This is a genomic window from Ruegeria sp. YTSA226 (assembly GCF_059609905.1).
Window position 1 is genome coordinate 57,093 of the sequence record NZ_JBXWMQ010000012.1, and the last position, 15,046, is coordinate 72,138.

The 15,046-nt window shown below is 57.3% G+C and carries 21 protein-coding genes; 13 read left to right on the forward strand and 8 right to left on the reverse strand.

Annotation, left to right across the window (positions count from 1 at the left end; genetic code table 11):
* Positions 1-168 precede the first annotated feature (168 nt).
* Positions 169-531, forward strand: coding sequence for a response regulator transcription factor (locus AC2FFF_RS14675; protein ID WP_142639202.1), 363 nt, complete (start codon positions 169-171; stop codon positions 529-531).
* On the opposite strand, the gene AC2FFF_RS14680 is transcribed toward AC2FFF_RS14675, so the two are convergent.
* Positions 513-1,502 carry a glutathione S-transferase family protein gene (locus tag AC2FFF_RS14680; RefSeq protein WP_281973510.1) on the reverse strand — a complete coding sequence of 330 codons (990 nt, stop codon included), beginning with the start codon at positions 1,500-1,502 and terminating at the stop codon, positions 513-515. The genes AC2FFF_RS14675 and AC2FFF_RS14680 overlap by 19 nt on opposite strands.
* A gap of 212 nt (positions 1,503-1,714) precedes the next feature.
* On the opposite strand from AC2FFF_RS14680, the gene AC2FFF_RS14685 reads away from it, so the two are divergent.
* Positions 1,715-2,068, forward strand: a complete 354-nt coding sequence (locus AC2FFF_RS14685) for a hypothetical protein (RefSeq protein ID WP_142639206.1) — start codon at positions 1,715-1,717, stop codon at positions 2,066-2,068.
* Positions 2,069-2,103: 35 nt separating this feature from the next.
* Here the strand turns inward: AC2FFF_RS14685 and AC2FFF_RS14690 are convergent, their stop codons facing one another.
* Positions 2,104-3,276 (reverse strand): MalY/PatB family protein, encoded by a 1,173-nt coding sequence (locus tag AC2FFF_RS14690; protein ID WP_281973509.1) that lies wholly within the window; start codon positions 3,274-3,276, stop codon positions 2,104-2,106.
* A gap of 94 nt (positions 3,277-3,370) precedes the next feature.
* On the opposite strand from AC2FFF_RS14690, the gene def (AC2FFF_RS14695) reads away from it, so the two are divergent.
* From def (AC2FFF_RS14695) to AC2FFF_RS14715, 5 genes are read left to right on the forward strand one after another with little or no spacing between them, the layout of a single operon-like run.
* On the forward strand, positions 3,371-3,889 hold the full coding sequence (def, locus tag AC2FFF_RS14695; RefSeq protein WP_271951383.1) for a peptide deformylase: 519 nt from the start codon (positions 3,371-3,373) through the stop codon (positions 3,887-3,889).
* Positions 3,886-4,380, forward strand: a complete 495-nt coding sequence (gene def / locus AC2FFF_RS14700; RefSeq protein ID WP_281973508.1) for a peptide deformylase — start codon at positions 3,886-3,888, stop codon at positions 4,378-4,380. Before def (AC2FFF_RS14695) ends, def (AC2FFF_RS14700) begins: the two co-directional genes overlap by 4 nt.
* A gap of 2 nt (positions 4,381-4,382) precedes the next feature.
* On the forward strand, positions 4,383-5,297 hold the full coding sequence (gene fmt / locus AC2FFF_RS14705) for a methionyl-tRNA formyltransferase (RefSeq protein ID WP_281973507.1): 915 nt from the start codon (positions 4,383-4,385) through the stop codon (positions 5,295-5,297).
* A 6-nt stretch (positions 5,298-5,303) separates the two neighbouring features.
* Positions 5,304-5,540, forward strand: a complete 237-nt coding sequence (locus tag AC2FFF_RS14710) for a hypothetical protein (RefSeq protein ID WP_271951377.1) — start codon at positions 5,304-5,306, stop codon at positions 5,538-5,540.
* 1 nt (position 5,541) lies between these two features.
* The gene (locus tag AC2FFF_RS14715; protein WP_271951375.1) at positions 5,542-5,778 is read left to right on the forward strand and encodes a GlsB/YeaQ/YmgE family stress response membrane protein; all 237 of its coding nucleotides are present in this window, start codon (positions 5,542-5,544) and stop codon (positions 5,776-5,778) included.
* A gap of 7 nt (positions 5,779-5,785) precedes the next feature.
* Here AC2FFF_RS14715 and AC2FFF_RS14720 read toward each other — a convergent pair whose 3' ends face one another.
* The 6 genes from AC2FFF_RS14720 to AC2FFF_RS14745 form a co-directional block, all read right to left on the reverse strand.
* Positions 5,786-6,415, reverse strand: a complete 630-nt coding sequence (locus AC2FFF_RS14720; RefSeq protein ID WP_281973506.1) for a trimeric intracellular cation channel family protein — start codon at positions 6,413-6,415, stop codon at positions 5,786-5,788.
* Positions 6,412-6,879, reverse strand: a complete 468-nt coding sequence (gene rnhA / locus AC2FFF_RS14725) for a ribonuclease HI (RefSeq protein WP_281973505.1) — start codon at positions 6,877-6,879, stop codon at positions 6,412-6,414. The genes AC2FFF_RS14720 and rnhA overlap by 4 nt, the downstream gene beginning before the upstream one ends.
* Positions 6,872-7,456 (reverse strand): class I SAM-dependent DNA methyltransferase, encoded by a 585-nt coding sequence (locus AC2FFF_RS14730; protein WP_281973504.1) that lies wholly within the window; start codon positions 7,454-7,456, stop codon positions 6,872-6,874. The genes rnhA and AC2FFF_RS14730 overlap by 8 nt, the downstream gene beginning before the upstream one ends.
* The gene (locus tag AC2FFF_RS14735) at positions 7,453-7,905 is read right to left on the reverse strand and encodes a DUF3429 domain-containing protein (protein WP_281973503.1); all 453 of its coding nucleotides are present in this window, start codon (positions 7,903-7,905) and stop codon (positions 7,453-7,455) included. The genes AC2FFF_RS14730 and AC2FFF_RS14735 overlap by 4 nt, the downstream gene beginning before the upstream one ends.
* The gene (ispH, locus tag AC2FFF_RS14740; RefSeq protein WP_271951367.1) at positions 7,902-8,852 is read right to left on the reverse strand and encodes a 4-hydroxy-3-methylbut-2-enyl diphosphate reductase; all 951 of its coding nucleotides are present in this window, start codon (positions 8,850-8,852) and stop codon (positions 7,902-7,904) included. Before ispH ends, AC2FFF_RS14735 begins: the two co-directional genes overlap by 4 nt.
* A 190-nt stretch (positions 8,853-9,042) precedes the next feature.
* Positions 9,043-9,612, reverse strand: coding sequence for a LabA-like NYN domain-containing protein (locus AC2FFF_RS14745; RefSeq protein WP_496882984.1), 570 nt, complete (start codon positions 9,610-9,612; stop codon positions 9,043-9,045).
* 140 nt (positions 9,613-9,752) lie between these two features.
* On the opposite strand from AC2FFF_RS14745, the gene folK reads away from it, so the two are divergent.
* The 6 genes from folK (at position 9,753) to AC2FFF_RS14775 (ending at position 15,003) form a co-directional block, all read left to right on the forward strand.
* Entirely contained in the window at positions 9,753-10,322 is a 570-nt protein-coding gene (folK, locus tag AC2FFF_RS14750; protein WP_281973502.1) for a 2-amino-4-hydroxy-6-hydroxymethyldihydropteridine diphosphokinase, read from the forward strand.
* A gap of 94 nt (positions 10,323-10,416) precedes the next feature.
* Positions 10,417-10,770, forward strand: a complete 354-nt coding sequence (rpoZ, locus tag AC2FFF_RS14755) for a DNA-directed RNA polymerase subunit omega (protein WP_142639234.1) — start codon at positions 10,417-10,419, stop codon at positions 10,768-10,770.
* 26 nt (positions 10,771-10,796) lie between these two features.
* Positions 10,797-12,929, forward strand: coding sequence for a RelA/SpoT family protein (locus AC2FFF_RS14760; protein ID WP_142639236.1), 2,133 nt, complete (start codon positions 10,797-10,799; stop codon positions 12,927-12,929).
* Between the two features lie 16 nt (positions 12,930-12,945).
* Positions 12,946-13,644, forward strand: a complete 699-nt coding sequence (locus tag AC2FFF_RS14765) for a DUF2062 domain-containing protein (protein WP_142639238.1) — start codon at positions 12,946-12,948, stop codon at positions 13,642-13,644.
* Positions 13,637-14,383 carry a pyridoxine 5'-phosphate synthase gene (locus tag AC2FFF_RS14770; protein WP_142639241.1) on the forward strand — a complete coding sequence of 249 codons (747 nt, stop codon included), beginning with the start codon at positions 13,637-13,639 and terminating at the stop codon, positions 14,381-14,383. The genes AC2FFF_RS14765 and AC2FFF_RS14770 overlap by 8 nt, the downstream gene beginning before the upstream one ends.
* Complete coding sequence (locus AC2FFF_RS14775) at positions 14,380-15,003, forward strand: LysE family translocator (RefSeq protein ID WP_271951355.1); 624 nt, start codon at positions 14,380-14,382, stop codon at positions 15,001-15,003. Before AC2FFF_RS14770 ends, AC2FFF_RS14775 begins: the two co-directional genes overlap by 4 nt.
* The last annotated feature ends 43 nt before the right edge of the window (positions 15,004-15,046 follow it).

The following is a 15,046-nucleotide window of genomic DNA, read 5'->3' on the forward strand; positions in this document are numbered from 1 at the left end:
AATCACCAAAATTTGCTTGTTTCAAGCGGATTTCTGCCGGTTTTACAAGCAAATCCGCGTGATCAGAGGTGTGCTCAGGCCTGGTTAACACTTTGTTAATGAATTCGCGTGAACACAAACCTTAGGGGTCGGCACCACTCACCAATATAAGTGCCGAGGTTGTTGATGATGAATGTACTGATTGTTGAGAGTAACCCTGATTTAGGTCGGGTCTGGAAAAGGCATCTTGAGCGACAGGGTGCCGAGGTCACGCTTGTGACCGGGCAAGAGGATGCGATCCTTGCCCTTTATGGTGCCGAATTTGAGATCATCGTGATGGATCTGGTGCTGGAAACCGGTAGCGCCTTGGCCGTGGCTGACTTTGCCAGCTATCGCAGGCCCGAGGCCCGGGTGATCTTCGTGACCAACACCACTTTCTTTTCGGATGGCTCGATCTTTGCCCATAGCCCGAATGCCTGCGCTTATGTGCAAAGCGGCACGCCGCCAGAGGATCTGGCGGCGATGGTTGAGCATTACGCGGCGGGGCGCTGATCGCGCCCATGGGGCTCCAGATAGTTCAGGATCGGGTTCGTCGGGATGATCCGGTGCGGGTTAATGCTCTCATGGCTGTAGTGATAGTGGCGCACGATATGGTTTAAGTTCACGGTCCGCGCGACACCCGGCCACTGGTACAGCTCGCGGGTATAGGCCCACAGGTTGGGATAGTCGATCAGACGCCGCCGGTTGCATTTGAAATGCAGATGGTAGACCGGATCAAACCGGATCAGCGTGGTGAACAACCGCCAGTCGGCCTCGGTGATGCGGTCGCCCATCAGATAGCGGCTGGTGGACAGCCGGTCTTCGAGCCAGTCCAGCGTGTCAAAGAGCGGGCCAACGGCTGCGTCATATGCCGCCTGGCTGGTGGCAAAGCCGGATTTGTAGACCCCGTTATTGATGTCGGAATAGACGCGGGCATTGACCTGTTCGATTTCGTCACGCATCGCCTCGGGCCAGTAATCATCGGTGTTCCCGGTGATCCCGTCAAAGGCCGAGTTGAACATCCGGATGATTTCCGAACTTTCGTTTGAGACGATGGTTTCCTGTTCCTTGTCCCACAGGATCGGAACGGTTACGCGCCCCGAATAGGTCGGGTCAGCCTTGGTATAGATTTGGTGGGCATAGTCCATTCCGTACAGTACGTCGCCCGCCGCCCCGTGTTCGTCGGTTGCAAATGTCCATCCCTTGGTCAGCATGTCTGGGTGTACGACCGAAACCGGGATCAGATCGGACAGCTCTTTCAGTTCGCGGAATATCAGTGTCCTGTGGGCCCAGGGGCAGGCATGGCTGACATAAAGATGGTACCGGTCAGGTTCGGCTTTGAAGCCGCCCGTGCCGGAGGGTCCGGCACTGCCATCAGCGGTCAACCAGTTGCGAAATTGCGCCGCGCTACGCTTGAAGGCGCCGCCTGTGGATTTGGTATCATACCATGTGTCGTGCCATTTGCCGTCGACCAATAGGCCCATGCTTGGATCCTCCGTAATGCGGTTTCCCGGAACATACGCTTTGAAGGGAACCGATCCTATGCGAGCCGCCGCGCATTGTGCCTGCGTTTTCGCACAGGTTGGAATGGGATTTCCGTGCAACAGGTTTGGATTCGACCGCGTTGAGTGATCGGCTTCACTGGATTTTTACAGTCTACGTTCCAAAATAGAGTCCGCTGCGGGGGAGTTTTGATATGAGTACCTATGTTTCCAAAGAAATCAGCGCCGAATTGGATGCTGCGCGAATCGCGAGTCTGAAGAAAACCAGCCGACTTCGTGTCGAATTGGGTGACAATACCTACAAAATTCTCCGATTGTGGAAGGATGGCTTCACCGTAGAGGCCGCGACCACGCCTCGATTGCGCGGTTTGGTCGATATCTACGATGGCGCGCGTCACTTATATCAATGCCTGATCATTGCCGATGAATGTGAGGCAGGCGAAATGCGCTATGAATTCAAGCGCAGCACGGCTGCCTCCGACAAGGCCCCATTGGATTTCTATCGATCTCCGGACGCGCCCATCGCGCTGCTTGGAAACAAGGACTAGGCATTTGCCCATCGGGTCTGCCGATGGGCATCCCGCTATTGCAGATCGGAAAACGCGTGTTTCAGCCGTTTGCTGGCCTCTTCAACACGCCCGCGTTGCGTCGCAAGATTGAACCGCTCGAATGTCTCTCCGCCCGCACCAAAGCCGGGGCCGGGCGAGGTGGCGATTTTTGCATCCTCGCGCAGACGCCGGGTAAATTCTGCGTGGTCCATTCCGGTGCCCGAGAAATCAATCCAAGCCAGATAGGTTGCCTGTAAGGGCATTGACCACAGGCCAGGGATTTCTGCGATTGCAGCGTCAAAGATTTTTCGGTTGCTATCAAGATGGGCGATCTGTTCATCCACCCAAGCGGCCCCTTCAGGCGAATAAGCAGCGGTGATCATTGCGACTCCCAATGCGCTGGGGTCATAGTCCAGTGTCTGGATTCGGTGACGCATCGCAGCGCGCAGGTCCGGGTCGGGGATGATCATATTCCCCGTCCGTTGACCGGCGATGTTGAAAGTCTTGGACGCTGCCGTCAGTGTCACGGTCCAGGGCCGCGCATCCGGCGCGGCGACATCCATCGGAACAAAGGTCGTGCCGGGATAGACCAGATCGTGGTGAATCTCGTCCGAAACCAGAATAAGGTCGTTCCGTTCCGCAAATGCCGCGACTGCGCGCAATTCCTCTGGCGTCCAGACCCGGCCCGAGGGGTTCTGAGGCGAGCACCACAAAAGCATCTTCTCGGTTCCGTCCAGCCGCGACTGCGCGTCTTCCAGATCAAGGCCATAGCCGTCGCCGTCGCGCATCAGGGGGCATTCCACCACGCGCCGACCTGACTTGTTCACCTTATGTGCAAACTCATGGTAGACGGGTGTAAAGATGACCACTCCGTCGCCCGGACTGGTCCAGACATCGAGGCAGAGCGCAATCGCATTTCCCAGACCCTGCGACGTCAGAATCCAATCAGAATCGATCTCCCACCCGTGGCGGTTCTTCATCCACCATTGGACGGAATTCAGGTAGTCCGGGTGCATCCAGGAATATCCGAAAACACCGTGATCCGCCGCGTTACGCACAGCGTCGATCACACAAGGCGCCGTAGAATAGTCGGAATCGGCCGTCCACATTGCCAGACCGTCATCCGGCGAAAGGCCATACAGCTTTTCAAGCTTGTCCCATTTCGAACTGTTGGTGCCGCGGCGGTCGATCAGGTCGTTGAATGTCATATCTGCTCCATCTGTCCGGATGAAAGCTAGCCGCATATTCGGCAGGTGCAAGGGGGGCGTTGCGGCTTAGGGCGTGATGGCCTAAATCAACCTCATGAAACGCAATATACTGATCCATCCCGACCCCCGCCTGAAAAAGATCTGCTCTCCCGTAGTGGATCTGACGGACGAATTGCGCCAGCTGGCTGATGACATGCTTGAGACGATGTATGATGCGCCTGGTATCGGGCTGGCAGCGCCTCAGATTGGGATGCTGGACCGGCTGATCGTTATGGACTGTGTCAAGGAAGAGGGCGAGGCTCCACGCCCGCTGATTATGTTCAATCCCGAAGTGGTCGCGTCGTCTGACGAGACGAATGTCTATGAAGAAGGTTGTCTTTCGATCCCTGAACAATTCGCCGAAGTCACGCGCCCAAAGGTCGTGGACGTGGCTTGGATCGATCGTGATGGTAACGCGCAGCGGGAAACATTCGATGGCCTTTGGGCAACCTGTGTCCAGCATGAGATTGACCACCTGAACGGGAAGCTGTTCATCGACTACCTCAAGCCTATGAAACGCCAGATGATCACCCGAAAAATGCAAAAGCTGAAACGCGAGCAGGCGCGCGAATGACCGTTCGTACCTGCCTGCCATGGCCTGATAGGCGTCTGCGGACCAAAGCCGAAGATATCACCGAAATTACTGACGAGGTTCGTGCCATCTGGGATGACATGATCGACACGATGGAGGCGATGCCCGGCGTCGGTCTTGCAGCACCGCAGATCGGCGTGATGCTGCGGCTGGCGGTGGTCGATGGCTCGACCGAGCGGGGGCGGGCTGTGCTGCTGGCAAACCCTGAGATCCTGCACAGATCGGTCGAATTGCGCGAGCATGAAGAAGCCAGCCCAAACTTGCTTGGCGTGTCGGCTAAGGTGAAACGTCCCCGGGCTGTGACGGTAAAGTTTCTCAACGAAAAAGGCATCATCGACCGCCGTGACTTTGTCGGGATCGAAGCCACCAGCGTGCAGCACCAGATCGACCATCTTAACGGGCGGATGTATTTCGACAGGCTCAGCAAGGTCAAACGCGACATTCTGCTGCGCAAAGCTAAAAAGCTGGGGTAGGCATGCGGCTGATCTTTATGGGGACACCCGATTTCTCGGTTCCGGTGCTGGACGCGCTGATTGATGCGGGGCATGAGGTTGCCGCCGTCTACTGCCAGCCTCCGCGCCCAGCGGGCAGAGGCAAAAAGGATCGTCCAACCCCCGTTCATGCTCGGGCCGAGGCATTGGGACTGACCGTTCGGCATCCGGTCTCATTGAAATTGGCGGAAGAACAGGACGCCTTTGCCGCGTTGAATGCGGATGTGGCTGTCGTCGTGGCCTATGGCCTGTTGTTGCCACAACCGATTCTGGATGCGCCATCGCAGGGATGCCTGAATATTCACGCGAGCCTGCTGCCGCGCTGGCGCGGGGCCGCGCCGATCCATCGGGCGATCATGGCGGGTGATGCGCAGACTGGTATTTGCATCATGCAGATGGAGGCTGGTCTGGATACCGGGCCAGTCCTGTTGCGGCGGGCCGCCGACATTGGTGCGCAGGAGACCACAGGGCAGTTGCATGACCGGCTGTCCGAAATGGGCGCTTCTCTGATCGTCGAGGCACTGTCCAAACTGCCGAACCTGACGCCCGAGCCTCAAACCGACGACGGCGTGACCTATGCCGCCAAGATCGACAAGGCTGAGGCGCGTGTTGATTGGGCCAGACCCGCGGTCGAAATTGACCGTCAGATCCGTGGCCTGTCCCCCTTTCCCGGCGCCTGGACCGAGATGAATGGCGAGCGGATCAAGCTGCTTGGTTCCAAATTAGCTGAGGGGCAGGGTGTTGCAGGAGAGGTTCTTGACGACCAACTGAAGGTTGCCTGTGACGATGACGCGATCGAGCTGCTGCGCTTGCAACGGGCGGGTAAAGGGGCGCAGGATAGGGAAACTTTTCTGCGGGGGTGGCCGATTGCCGTTGGTACCCGCCTGTCATCGGAGTAGGCCGCCATGTTCATGATCCTGATGGGGACTGTCGTTATTGCTGGGATTGTCGGCTATCTGTCCGAGAAATCCGGCTTTACCCATAATGGCATTCTGCAGTCGATCATCATCTGCGTAGGTGGTGCATTCCTGTTCTATTTCGTGCGCATCATGTTCGGGGTCAGCTTTGGCCCGCCCGGTCTGGATGCAGTGCTGTCCTCTGTCGGGGCGCTGATCATCGTTCCGACCCATTGGAGGAAGTGACATGCCCCTCATCGCCCTGATCGTCATCGGTGCCGCTGCGGGTTTTCTGGCCACCCGCCTGATGCGGATTGAGGCAGATATTCCCACCACCATGCTGATCGGTATCATTGGTGCCTTGGTAGGTGGGTTTCTCCTGCGGGCATTGGTCACGATGATGGGCTGGCTGTCCGGGTTCATCGGCGCTGTGCTGGGCGCGCTTCTGGTGATCTGGATCTGGCAGACCTATATGCGCCGCTAAGCCTTGATCAAGGGCGACTGCGTGGCGGGCGGCTTTTGTAGACGGGCAGTTTCCAGCCGAACAGCAGCGATCCTGCCCGCAATGCCCAGCAGATCAGGGCGCAGGCGGCAAGCACGGTCAGCTCCTCGAACCCCATCCGGTTGGCAATAACGGCCGCTACCGAGCCTGCAAGGGCGCAGGACACATAAAGCTCACCCTGTTTCAGCACCAGCGGAACCTCGTTGCAGACCACGTCCCGCATCAGGCCGCCAAAGCATCCGGTGGTGACACCCATCAACACCACGATCGTGCCGGATTGGTCCAAGGATAATGCGACGCCCGTGCCGGCAGCGACCGCGATGGACAGGGCGAAACTGTCCAACCAAACCAGCCAGTTATATCGGCTTTCGACCAGATGGGCTGTAAAGAACACAAGCACCGCCGCACTGCAGGCCATCAGGACATAGCTGGGCTGGCCAACCCAGAACACCGGATTCCGATCCAACAGCAGGTCACGCACCGTGCCGCCGCCAACGGCGGTCAGGCAGGCGATAAAGGCAAACCCTACAAGATCGAGCTGCGCGCGACTGGCGACCAATGCGCCGGTCAGCGCAAAAACCAGAACCGAGGCATAATCGAGCAGGTCCAAACCGCTCATGTCTGTGCCTTCGTTGGTTTGAACGGGGCCATGCCTGCACGGGCCAGTTCGTCGGCTTTTTCGTTTTCCGGGTGACCCGCGTGGCCCTTGACCCATTCCCAGGTCACATCATGACGCACCTGCGCCTCATCCAGCCGTTGCCACAGGTCGACATTCTTGACCGGTTTTTTGTTCGAGGTTTTCCAGCCGTTCTTTTTCCAACCGAATATCCAGCCGGTGACGCCGTTTTTCACATAGGCGCTGTCAGTGATTACGGTGATTTTAGAGGCACGTTCAAGCGTTTCAAGCGCGCTGATCGCGGCCAGAAGTTCCATTCGGTTGTTGGTGGTTTCAGCTTCGCCGCCGCTCAGTTCACGCTGTTTCAGGACGGTGTCGCCGTCCATTGCACGCAGCAACACACCCCAGCCACCCGGGCCTGGATTACCGGAACAAGCACCGTCAGTATAGGCAAACAGCTCAGGCATGGGCCAGCACCAGAATGAAGCCATCGTAAGAACCCGCCAGACCTTTGCCGATCCCGGTCCTAATCCCGTCGATGGTAAAGCCGGCATCTGCCAGGGCCTCCTCGATCTCGTTCTGCGAGAAGTAGCTATAATAGCGATCCAGATGATCGCGATGTTCGCCCGTGCCCAGTTTGAGGCCCAGGAAAAAAACGCCCTGCGGTTTCAGCGCCCGGTGGATGGCCGCCAAATGGCGTGGGAAATCCTTGCGAGGCGCGTGCAGCAGCGAGAAGCTGGCGTAGATGCCGTCATATGCGGCCACTTCGGTCACGTCGTCGAAAGTACCCAGGTGCGCGTCCACGCCATTGGCGCGCGCATAGTCAACAAAAGCGGGCGTCGCATCCAGCGCATGCACGCTCAGGCCCTGGCGTAGAAAGAACGCGCTGTCTGACCCGGGGCCCGAGCCCAGATCCAACACATGCCCCTTACCGACGGCATCGACAAATTCCTGACGCGATGTCAGCTGCTCCGGTGGTAGAGGAACCTTGAGGTATTCGGCCACGTTGTTGGTATAGGCGTTGATGGTTTTGGGATCGCTCACAGATAGACTCCGACGGTAAGGCAGGCCAATACGACTGCGGTCAGCAAAATGCGCAACCGCATCCACCAGACCGGTGTTAGCCGCCAATACGAAAAGATGGCATCTAACACCAGTAGCCCGCCAAACCCCCACATCAGATTTGTGCCAGTGCTGACAGGCCCGCTGCCGGTTTTCAGAAAGGCCCACAGGGCGGGTAATGTGGACAGCGCATAACAGGTCGCGGCCTTGCTGCCAGAGGTTTTACTGGAAAACCCCCACAGCACGCCGGACATAAAGCTGAGGATGATCGCCCCATAATACAACTGGATATACGGACCGACAAAACGTGCGCCCAGTGCCTGTCGGCCCCAGTCGTTCAGATCGTCGTTCAGATAGGTCAGAGCGCCCCAGATGAAGGGGATCAGCCCGGCCAACCCCAGAAACAGCGGAGCCCTTGGTATGCCGCTCATGCGGGTTGGCGCAGGACGCGCGGGACTTTGAATTCGACATTCTCGGTCGCTGTTTCGACCATCTCGACCGTCACATCATAATGCTGGCGGAACGCATCGATAACTTCGTTGATCAGAACCTCGGGGGCAGAAGCGCCTGCTGTCAGAGCGATCGAAGAGATACCTTCGAGGGCGCGCCAATCGATATCGGTCGCGCGCTGCACCAGTTGGGCATAGCTGCATCCTGCGCGTGCCGCGACCTCGACCAAACGGCGCGAGTTAGATGAATTCGGCGCCCCCACAACCAGCAGGGCATCTGACTTCCGGGCCACAACCTTGACTGCTTCTTGCCGGTTGGTTGTGGCGTAACAGATATCTTCTTTGTGAGGGCCGACGATAGATGGAAATCGGGTCTGAAGCGCTGCAATGATATCCTTTGTATCGTCAACCGACAGGGTCGTCTGAGTGACAAAGGCCAGTTTGTCAGGGTCGCGGACCTGGACGTCTGCAACGTCTGCAACCGTTTCGACCAGCAAAACCTCTCCTTCCGGTAGCTGTCCCATCGTTCCGATAGTTTCGGGATGGCCCTTATGTCCGATCATGATCATCTGCAGCCCGGCTTCGGCGTGGCGCTGTGCTTCGACATGGACTTTGGAGACCAGCGGGCAGGTGGCGTCGACATAGACCATCTGGCGCTGCGCCGCCGTCGCGGGTACCGATTTGGGAACCCCGTGCGCCGAGAATATCACTGGGCGATCGTCGGGGCAGTCTTCCAGTTCATCGACAAAGATCGCACCTTTGGCACGCAGTCCATCGACCACGAATTTGTTATGGACAATCTCGTGCCGAACATAGACCGGGGCACCCCATTTCTGCAGCGCCATCTCGACAATCTTTATGGCCCTGTCGACACCAGCACAGAACCCGCGCGGGGCGGCGAGATAGAGGGTCAGGGGGGGCTTGGTCATGTCGCGTTCTCCTTACCGACACAGGTAAGTCTTTTCACGGCCATGGTCCAGTCAGGACAATGTCATTGATCCGACATGGTTCAATGCTAGCCAATGGGTGTTTTCAGCACCTGATCTTTGTTTAAAAAGCGCGGCCAGGGTTTCCCCTGACCGCGCTAATTTTCAACCGAGTTTGCTTTGGGGCCAGTTACTACCCGCCTGCGGCAACGGTGCGCGGTTCCATCGGCATTTCGCGCGGCGGGCGACCGATCACGTCGCGGAGATCTTCCAGCTCGATGAAGTTGTCGGCCTGGCGGCGCAATTCGTCCGAGATCATGGGTGGCTGGCTGCGGATGGTCGACACTACAGAAACGCGTACCCCCTGACGTTGCAGGCTTGCGATCAGCGGGCGGAAATCTCCGTCGCCGGAAAACAGCACGATATGGTCTACACGTGGTGCAAGCTCCATGGCATCGACGGTCAGTTCGATATCCATGTTACCTTTGACTTTCCGACGCCCCATGCTGTCGGTGTATTCTTTTGCCGGTTTCGTAACCATGGTGAAGCCATTGTATTGCAGCCAATCAACCAGTGGACGGATGGGCGAATACTCGTCATTTTCAAGTAGCGCTGTGTAATAGAAAGCTCTGAGCATCTTACCGCGGCGCATGAATTCCTGGCGCAGCAGTTTATAGTCAATGTCAAACCCCAGTGCTTTTGCGGCTGCATAAAGATTCGAGCCGTCGATGAACAGCGCTAGCCGTTCGTCTTTATAAAACATAAATAGGTCCTTCCGGTACAAATCAGCGCGCTGCGTGTTACGTGAGTGAGTCTTGGGAAAATACAGCGCATTGATATCTCCATAATTAGGGGTTTTATGGTGTATCGCAAGTATGCAATTCGCCGAATATAGGGAGTAGGATGCGCAAAACCACCTCAAAAGCAGTGCTTGCCCTCGGTGCAAATCTCAAAGTGAGAGGTTTTGAGCCCCATCTGACGCTACGGCATGCCATTGACGCAATTTTGCGCCAGGGGCTGTTGATTCGGGCTGAAAGCCGCTTTTATGCGACCCCTTGTTTTCCTGCGGGCGCGGGCCCGGACTATGTGAATGCGGCCGTGTTGATCGAGACTGAAAGGTCACCCTTTGAGTTGCTGCAGATATTGCATGGAATTGAACATGATTACGGGCGTGAGAGGATTCAGCGCTGGGGAATGCGGACGTTGGATCTGGACCTGGTCTGTTACGATGATCTGGTTCTGCCCGACCGCGAGGTTTTTCAAAGCTGGTTATCTCTGCCACCCGAAGATCAGAAACAGCAGGCGCCGGATCAGTTGATCCTGCCGCACCCAAGGGTACAGGATCGTGCGTTTGTGCTTGTTCCCATGGCGGATGTTGCCCCGAACTGGCGGCATCCGATACTGGACCAGACCGTCATGGAAATGCTTGCGGGGCTTCCTTCAGACGATATTGCGGCAGTTACCCCGTTATGATTGGTGCATTTGCAGCATTTCCTGCTTGTCAAGGCAGGGATTCGCCCTTAGATAAACCTCTTCCTGACATGGATTCAGTAACGGAGAGCGCCCCATGGCCCGCGTGACGGTTGAAGATTGCGTAGACAAGGTTCCGAACCGGTTTGAACTGGTGATGCTTGCCGCCCATCGTGCGCGCGAGATTTCCGCCGGTGGTCCGATCACCGTTGACCGTGACAACGACAAAAACCCGGTTGTTTCTCTGCGTGAGATCGCTGACGAGACTCAAAGCGCTGATGAGCTGCGCGAGCGGCTGATTGAGGCCAACCAGACCCAAATCGAGGTCGACGAGCCTGAAGAAGACCAAATGGCGCTGCTGATGGGTGCGGAAACAGACAAGCCTGCGGATGACGACATGTCCGAAGAAAAGCTGCTGCGCGCTCTGATGGAGGCTCAAGGCCAGGGGTAATCCCCACAAATGAAGGTGCGGACCGGATGATTTCTGCTGAAGACCTGATTGCGCTGGTCCGCAACTACAATCCCAAGACGAATGCAGACCGCATTGCCAAAGCTTATGAGTTCGGCAAGCAGATGCATGATGGGCAATTCCGCCATTCTGGCGAGCCCTATTTCACCCACCCTGTTGCCGTTGCCGCCATCCTGACCGAACAGCGTCTGGATGATGCGACTATTATCACGGCGCTGCTGCACGATACGATCGAAGACACCAAGGCCAATTACGGCAAAGTGTCTGAGCTGTTTGGCGAAGAAGTCGCCAAGCTGGTTGATGGGGTCACCAAACTGACAAACCTTCAGCTGTCCAGCCGCGAAACCAAACAGGCCGAGAACTTCCGCAAGCTGTTCATGGCGATGTCCAAGGATTTGCGGGTCATTCTGGTCAAGCTGGCAGACCGTCTGCACAATATGCGCACGATCAAGGCGATGCGGCCCGAAAAGCAGATCGTCAAAGCGCGCGAGACGATGGATATCTACGCGCCGCTTGCAGGCCGTATGGGTATGCAATGGATGCGGGAAGAGCTGGAAGACCTCGCCTTCCGCGTTCTCAACTCTGAAGGCCGCCAGTCCATCATCCGCCGCTTCATCACGCTGCAGCGCGAAACGGGTGACGTGATCCACCGGATCACCGGCGACATGCGGCACGAACTTGAAAAGGCCGGGATTGAAGCCGAGGTTTTTGGCCGTGCCAAGAAACCCTATTCGATTTGGCGTAAGATGCAGGAAAAGGACCAGGGGTTCTCGCGTCTGTCCGACATCTACGGGTTCCGCATCATTACGCAAAGCGAAGAAGACTGCTATCGAACCCTTGGCGCGATCCACCAGCGTTGGCGCGCCGTGCCGGGGCGGTTTAAGGATTATATCAGTCAGCCGAAATCGAACGGTTACCGGTCGATCCACACCACCGTTTCAGGCCGTGACGGCAAGCGGGTCGAGGTTCAGATCCGCACCCGTCAGATGCATGATGTCGCCGAAACTGGCGTGGCCGCGCACTGGTCCTATCGGGATGGCGTGCGTTCGGAAAACCCCTTTGCAGTCGACCCGGCTAAGTGGATCGCCAACCTGACCGAACAATTCGACAGCGAAGAGGATCACGAGGATTTCCTCGAGGCGGTCAAGCTCGAGATGTATTCGGATCAGGTCTTTTGTTTCACGCCTAAGGGGGACGTGGTGAAACTGCCGCGTGGTGCGACGCCGATCGACTTTGCCTATGCCATCCACACGCGCATCGGGCACGCCTGTGTGGGGGCCAAGGTTGATGGTATTCGCGTGCCACTTTGGACCCGGATCAAGAACGGGCAGTCGGTGGATATCATAACAGCTGACGGTCAGACTCCCCAAGTCACGTGGTTGGAAATTGCCGTCACCGGCAAAGCCCGTACAGCCATTCGTCGCGCCCTGCGCGAGGTTGACCGAGAGCGGTTCATCAAGCTGGGCAAAGAACTCGCGCGATCGGGATTTGAACATGTCGGGCGCAAAGCGACCGACAAGGCGCTGGACACTGCTGCCAAGCATCTGCGCCTGAAAGACCGGCATGAGCTGCTGGCGCGCCTGGGCAGTGCAGAACTAACTGCCCATGATGTGGTAAGCGCCGTCTACCCAGAACTGACGCAGGATGATGGTGATGCCATTCCGATGCGCCGGGCCGTGATCGGTCTTGAGCCGGGGCAGAAGTTTGACCGCGCCCCTTGCTGCCAGCCATTGCCGGGTGAACGGATCGTCGGGATCACTTATCGCGGCAAAGGTGTTGTCGTGCATGCAATCGACTGTGATCGCCTGAGCGAATACGAGAGTGAGCCCAAACGCTGGGTCGATCTGCACTGGCACTCGGGAACTCACCCGGCTGTTTACGGGGCAACGATTGATGTTACGATTGGCAATGACGCAGGTGTGCTGGGTCGCATTTGTACATTGATCGGCGAGAAAAAGGCCAATATCTCGAACCTAGAATTTGTGGATCGCAAACCGGATTTTTACCGCCTGCTGGTCAACGTAGAACTGCGCGACCTTGAGCAGTTGCATTCGTTGATGTTGATGCTTGAGGCCGAAAGCGATGTTGCAGCGGTTGAACGTTTCAGAGACAGAGCTAAATCCGCAGTTGCGGCTGGCTGAGAAGGGGTGATCAGGAGTGGTATTCAAGCGCCGAGATCGACGCTCGCCTGTCCAGATCGCATCGGAATTCGTCTATCCTCGTGGTGGCTGGACCCGGGCCTTCCACTATGTGAAACACCGCGTCCGGCGATTGCCGGATTCACCTGAACGCATCGCCCGCGGGGTAGGGTTTGGAGTGTTTGCGGCCTTTACACCTTTTTACGGGCTGCATTTTGGCATTGCCGCCCTGGCTGCGCGATTGTTCAACGGCAATATGCTGGCTGCACTCAGCGGTACGTTTTTCGGAAACCCTTTGACCTATGTGCCCATCGGGGTGGTTTGCCTTCAGACCGGGCATTTCCTGTTGGGCACCGAGTTTGAAGAGGGCGACACCCATGGGCTTATGGGGAAGTTTGCCAATGCGATCGGTGATCTCAAAGACAACCTGATTGCAGTATTCACTGACCGGGTAGCTGACTGGCACGGGCTGGGAATTTTCTACGACGAGGTTTTCTTTCCGTACCTGATTGGCGGCATTCTTCCCGGATTGCTGGCTGGGGTGGTTTGCTACTATCTCAGCCTGCCGCTGGTCCACACCTATCAGCAACGGCGTCGCGACAGGATCAAAAAGAAGTTTGAAGAAATCAAACGTCTGGCTGAATCCGAGGCTGCCGTTCCAGAGTCAAACCAACTAGGCTCGAGCCAGGATTTGGGAAAGGAATCAAAGGATGTCTGAGAACCGTTTGCGTCTCGGTGTGAATATCGACCATGTGGCCACAGTGCGGAATGCACGTGGTGGGGTCTATCCCGACCCTTTGCGCGCGGCCACGCTGGCCGAGCAGGCCGGTGCAGATGGCATTACTGCCCATCTGCGCGAAGATCGCAGGCATATTTCGGACGCAGATATTGACGGGTTGATGGAGGTTCTTTCGGTACCTCTGAATTTTGAAATGGCAGCCACGCCCGAGATGCAACAAATCGCTTTGCGCCATAAGCCGCACGCGGTCTGCATCGTCCCCGAAAAGCGCGAGGAACGGACTACCGAAGGCGGGCTGGAAGTCGCGCGCGAGGAAAACAAACTGGCCCATTTCATTGCACCTTTGCGTGATGCGGGCTGTCGCGTGTCGATCTTTATCGCCGCTGACCGTCGCCAGATCGAGGCCGCGCATCGCATCGGCGCCGAAGTGATCGAACTGCACACAGGCGCCTATTGTGACGCCCATGCCGAAGGCAAACTGGATGAGGCAGCGCAAGAGCTGGAAGGCCTACGCGATATGTCCGCCTTTGCCCATTCGCTTGGCCTCGAAGTGCATGCCGGACATGGTCTGACATACGACACGGTCAAACCTGTCGCCGCTTTTCCCGAGGTGCGCGAGTTGAACATTGGTCACTTTCTGATTGGCGAATCGATCTTTTTGGGCATGACCCCCGCCATTCAGGAAATGCGTCGCCTGATGGATGAGGCGCGGGGATGATAACCTCGGGTTTCATAGCAATCTGGATCGCCTGGTTGATGGCCGGAGGCTCACCCGGTCCGGCAACCATGGGCATCGCCGGAACTGCAATGAACGAAGGCCGCCGCGCCGGTCTGGTCTTTGCACTGGGCATCTGTGCGGGGTCCGCTGCCTGGGGCATCGCCGCCGCGCTGGGCCTGTCGGCGATCATGCTGGCCAATGTCTGGGTGTTCGAAGTAATCCGCTATGTCGGTGTAGCCTATCTGGGCTGGCTGGCGCTCAAGGCCCTGAAACGGGCGCTGTCGTCGGATGAGATGGCGTTGGGCAACCCGGTCACCGGCTCGCTACGCACCATCTTTGCCAAAGGTGCGGCGATCCACCTGACCAACCCCAAGGCGATCCTCAGCTGGGGCTCGATCTATGCCATCGTTGCCCCGAATGACGCCAGCTTGTCGATGCTGCTTGGCTATTTCGGCCTACTTTACGCGGGCTCGCTGCTCATTTTCATCAGCTATGCATTCCTTTTCTCTTCCGAACGCACAGTCCGCGCCTACCGTCGCGCCCGCCGCTGGTTCGATTTTGCCTTTGCCGGGTTCTTTGGGGTGGCAAGTTACAAGATTTTGACGGTGCGGTTGTCGTAAACGTTAGCTCTTAGTTCACAAGCCGACGCTTCGGGCGTTGAAT

Excerpts from the sequence above, each read along its gene's own strand:
- ispH (WP_271951367.1), bottom strand. The coding sequence starts at position 8,852 with ATGACCAAGCCCCCCCTGACCCTCTATCTCGCCGCCCCGCGCGGGTTC.
- def (WP_271951383.1), top strand. The coding sequence starts at position 3,371 with ATGAAACGCAATATACTGATCCATCCCGACCCCCGCCTGAAAAAGATC.
- AC2FFF_RS14710 (WP_271951377.1), top strand. The coding sequence starts at position 5,304 with ATGTTCATGATCCTGATGGGGACTGTCGTTATTGCTGGGATTGTCGGC.
- AC2FFF_RS14685 (WP_142639206.1), top strand. The coding sequence starts at position 1,715 with ATGAGTACCTATGTTTCCAAAGAAATCAGCGCCGAATTGGATGCTGCG.
- AC2FFF_RS14735 (WP_281973503.1), bottom strand. The coding sequence starts at position 7,905 with ATGAGCGGCATACCAAGGGCTCCGCTGTTTCTGGGGTTGGCCGGGCTG.
- def (WP_281973508.1), top strand. The coding sequence starts at position 3,886 with ATGACCGTTCGTACCTGCCTGCCATGGCCTGATAGGCGTCTGCGGACC.
- folK (WP_281973502.1), top strand. The coding sequence starts at position 9,753 with ATGCGCAAAACCACCTCAAAAGCAGTGCTTGCCCTCGGTGCAAATCTC.
- AC2FFF_RS14745 (WP_496882984.1), bottom strand. The coding sequence starts at position 9,612 with ATGTTTTATAAAGACGAACGGCTAGCGCTGTTCATCGACGGCTCGAAT.
- AC2FFF_RS14680 (WP_281973510.1), bottom strand. The coding sequence starts at position 1,502 with ATGGGCCTATTGGTCGACGGCAAATGGCACGACACATGGTATGATACC.
- rnhA (WP_281973505.1), bottom strand. The coding sequence starts at position 6,879 with ATGCCTGAGCTGTTTGCCTATACTGACGGTGCTTGTTCCGGTAATCCA.
- AC2FFF_RS14720 (WP_281973506.1), bottom strand. The coding sequence starts at position 6,415 with ATGAGCGGTTTGGACCTGCTCGATTATGCCTCGGTTCTGGTTTTTGCG.
- fmt (WP_281973507.1), top strand. The coding sequence starts at position 4,383 with ATGCGGCTGATCTTTATGGGGACACCCGATTTCTCGGTTCCGGTGCTG.
- AC2FFF_RS14715 (WP_271951375.1), top strand. The coding sequence starts at position 5,542 with ATGCCCCTCATCGCCCTGATCGTCATCGGTGCCGCTGCGGGTTTTCTG.
- AC2FFF_RS14775 (WP_271951355.1), top strand. The coding sequence starts at position 14,380 with ATGATAACCTCGGGTTTCATAGCAATCTGGATCGCCTGGTTGATGGCC.
- AC2FFF_RS14760 (WP_142639236.1), top strand. The coding sequence starts at position 10,797 with ATGATTTCTGCTGAAGACCTGATTGCGCTGGTCCGCAACTACAATCCC.
- AC2FFF_RS14690 (WP_281973509.1), bottom strand. The coding sequence starts at position 3,276 with ATGACATTCAACGACCTGATCGACCGCCGCGGCACCAACAGTTCGAAA.
- AC2FFF_RS14770 (WP_142639241.1), top strand. The coding sequence starts at position 13,637 with ATGTCTGAGAACCGTTTGCGTCTCGGTGTGAATATCGACCATGTGGCC.
- AC2FFF_RS14675 (WP_142639202.1), top strand. The coding sequence starts at position 169 with ATGAATGTACTGATTGTTGAGAGTAACCCTGATTTAGGTCGGGTCTGG.
- rpoZ (WP_142639234.1), top strand. The coding sequence starts at position 10,417 with ATGGCCCGCGTGACGGTTGAAGATTGCGTAGACAAGGTTCCGAACCGG.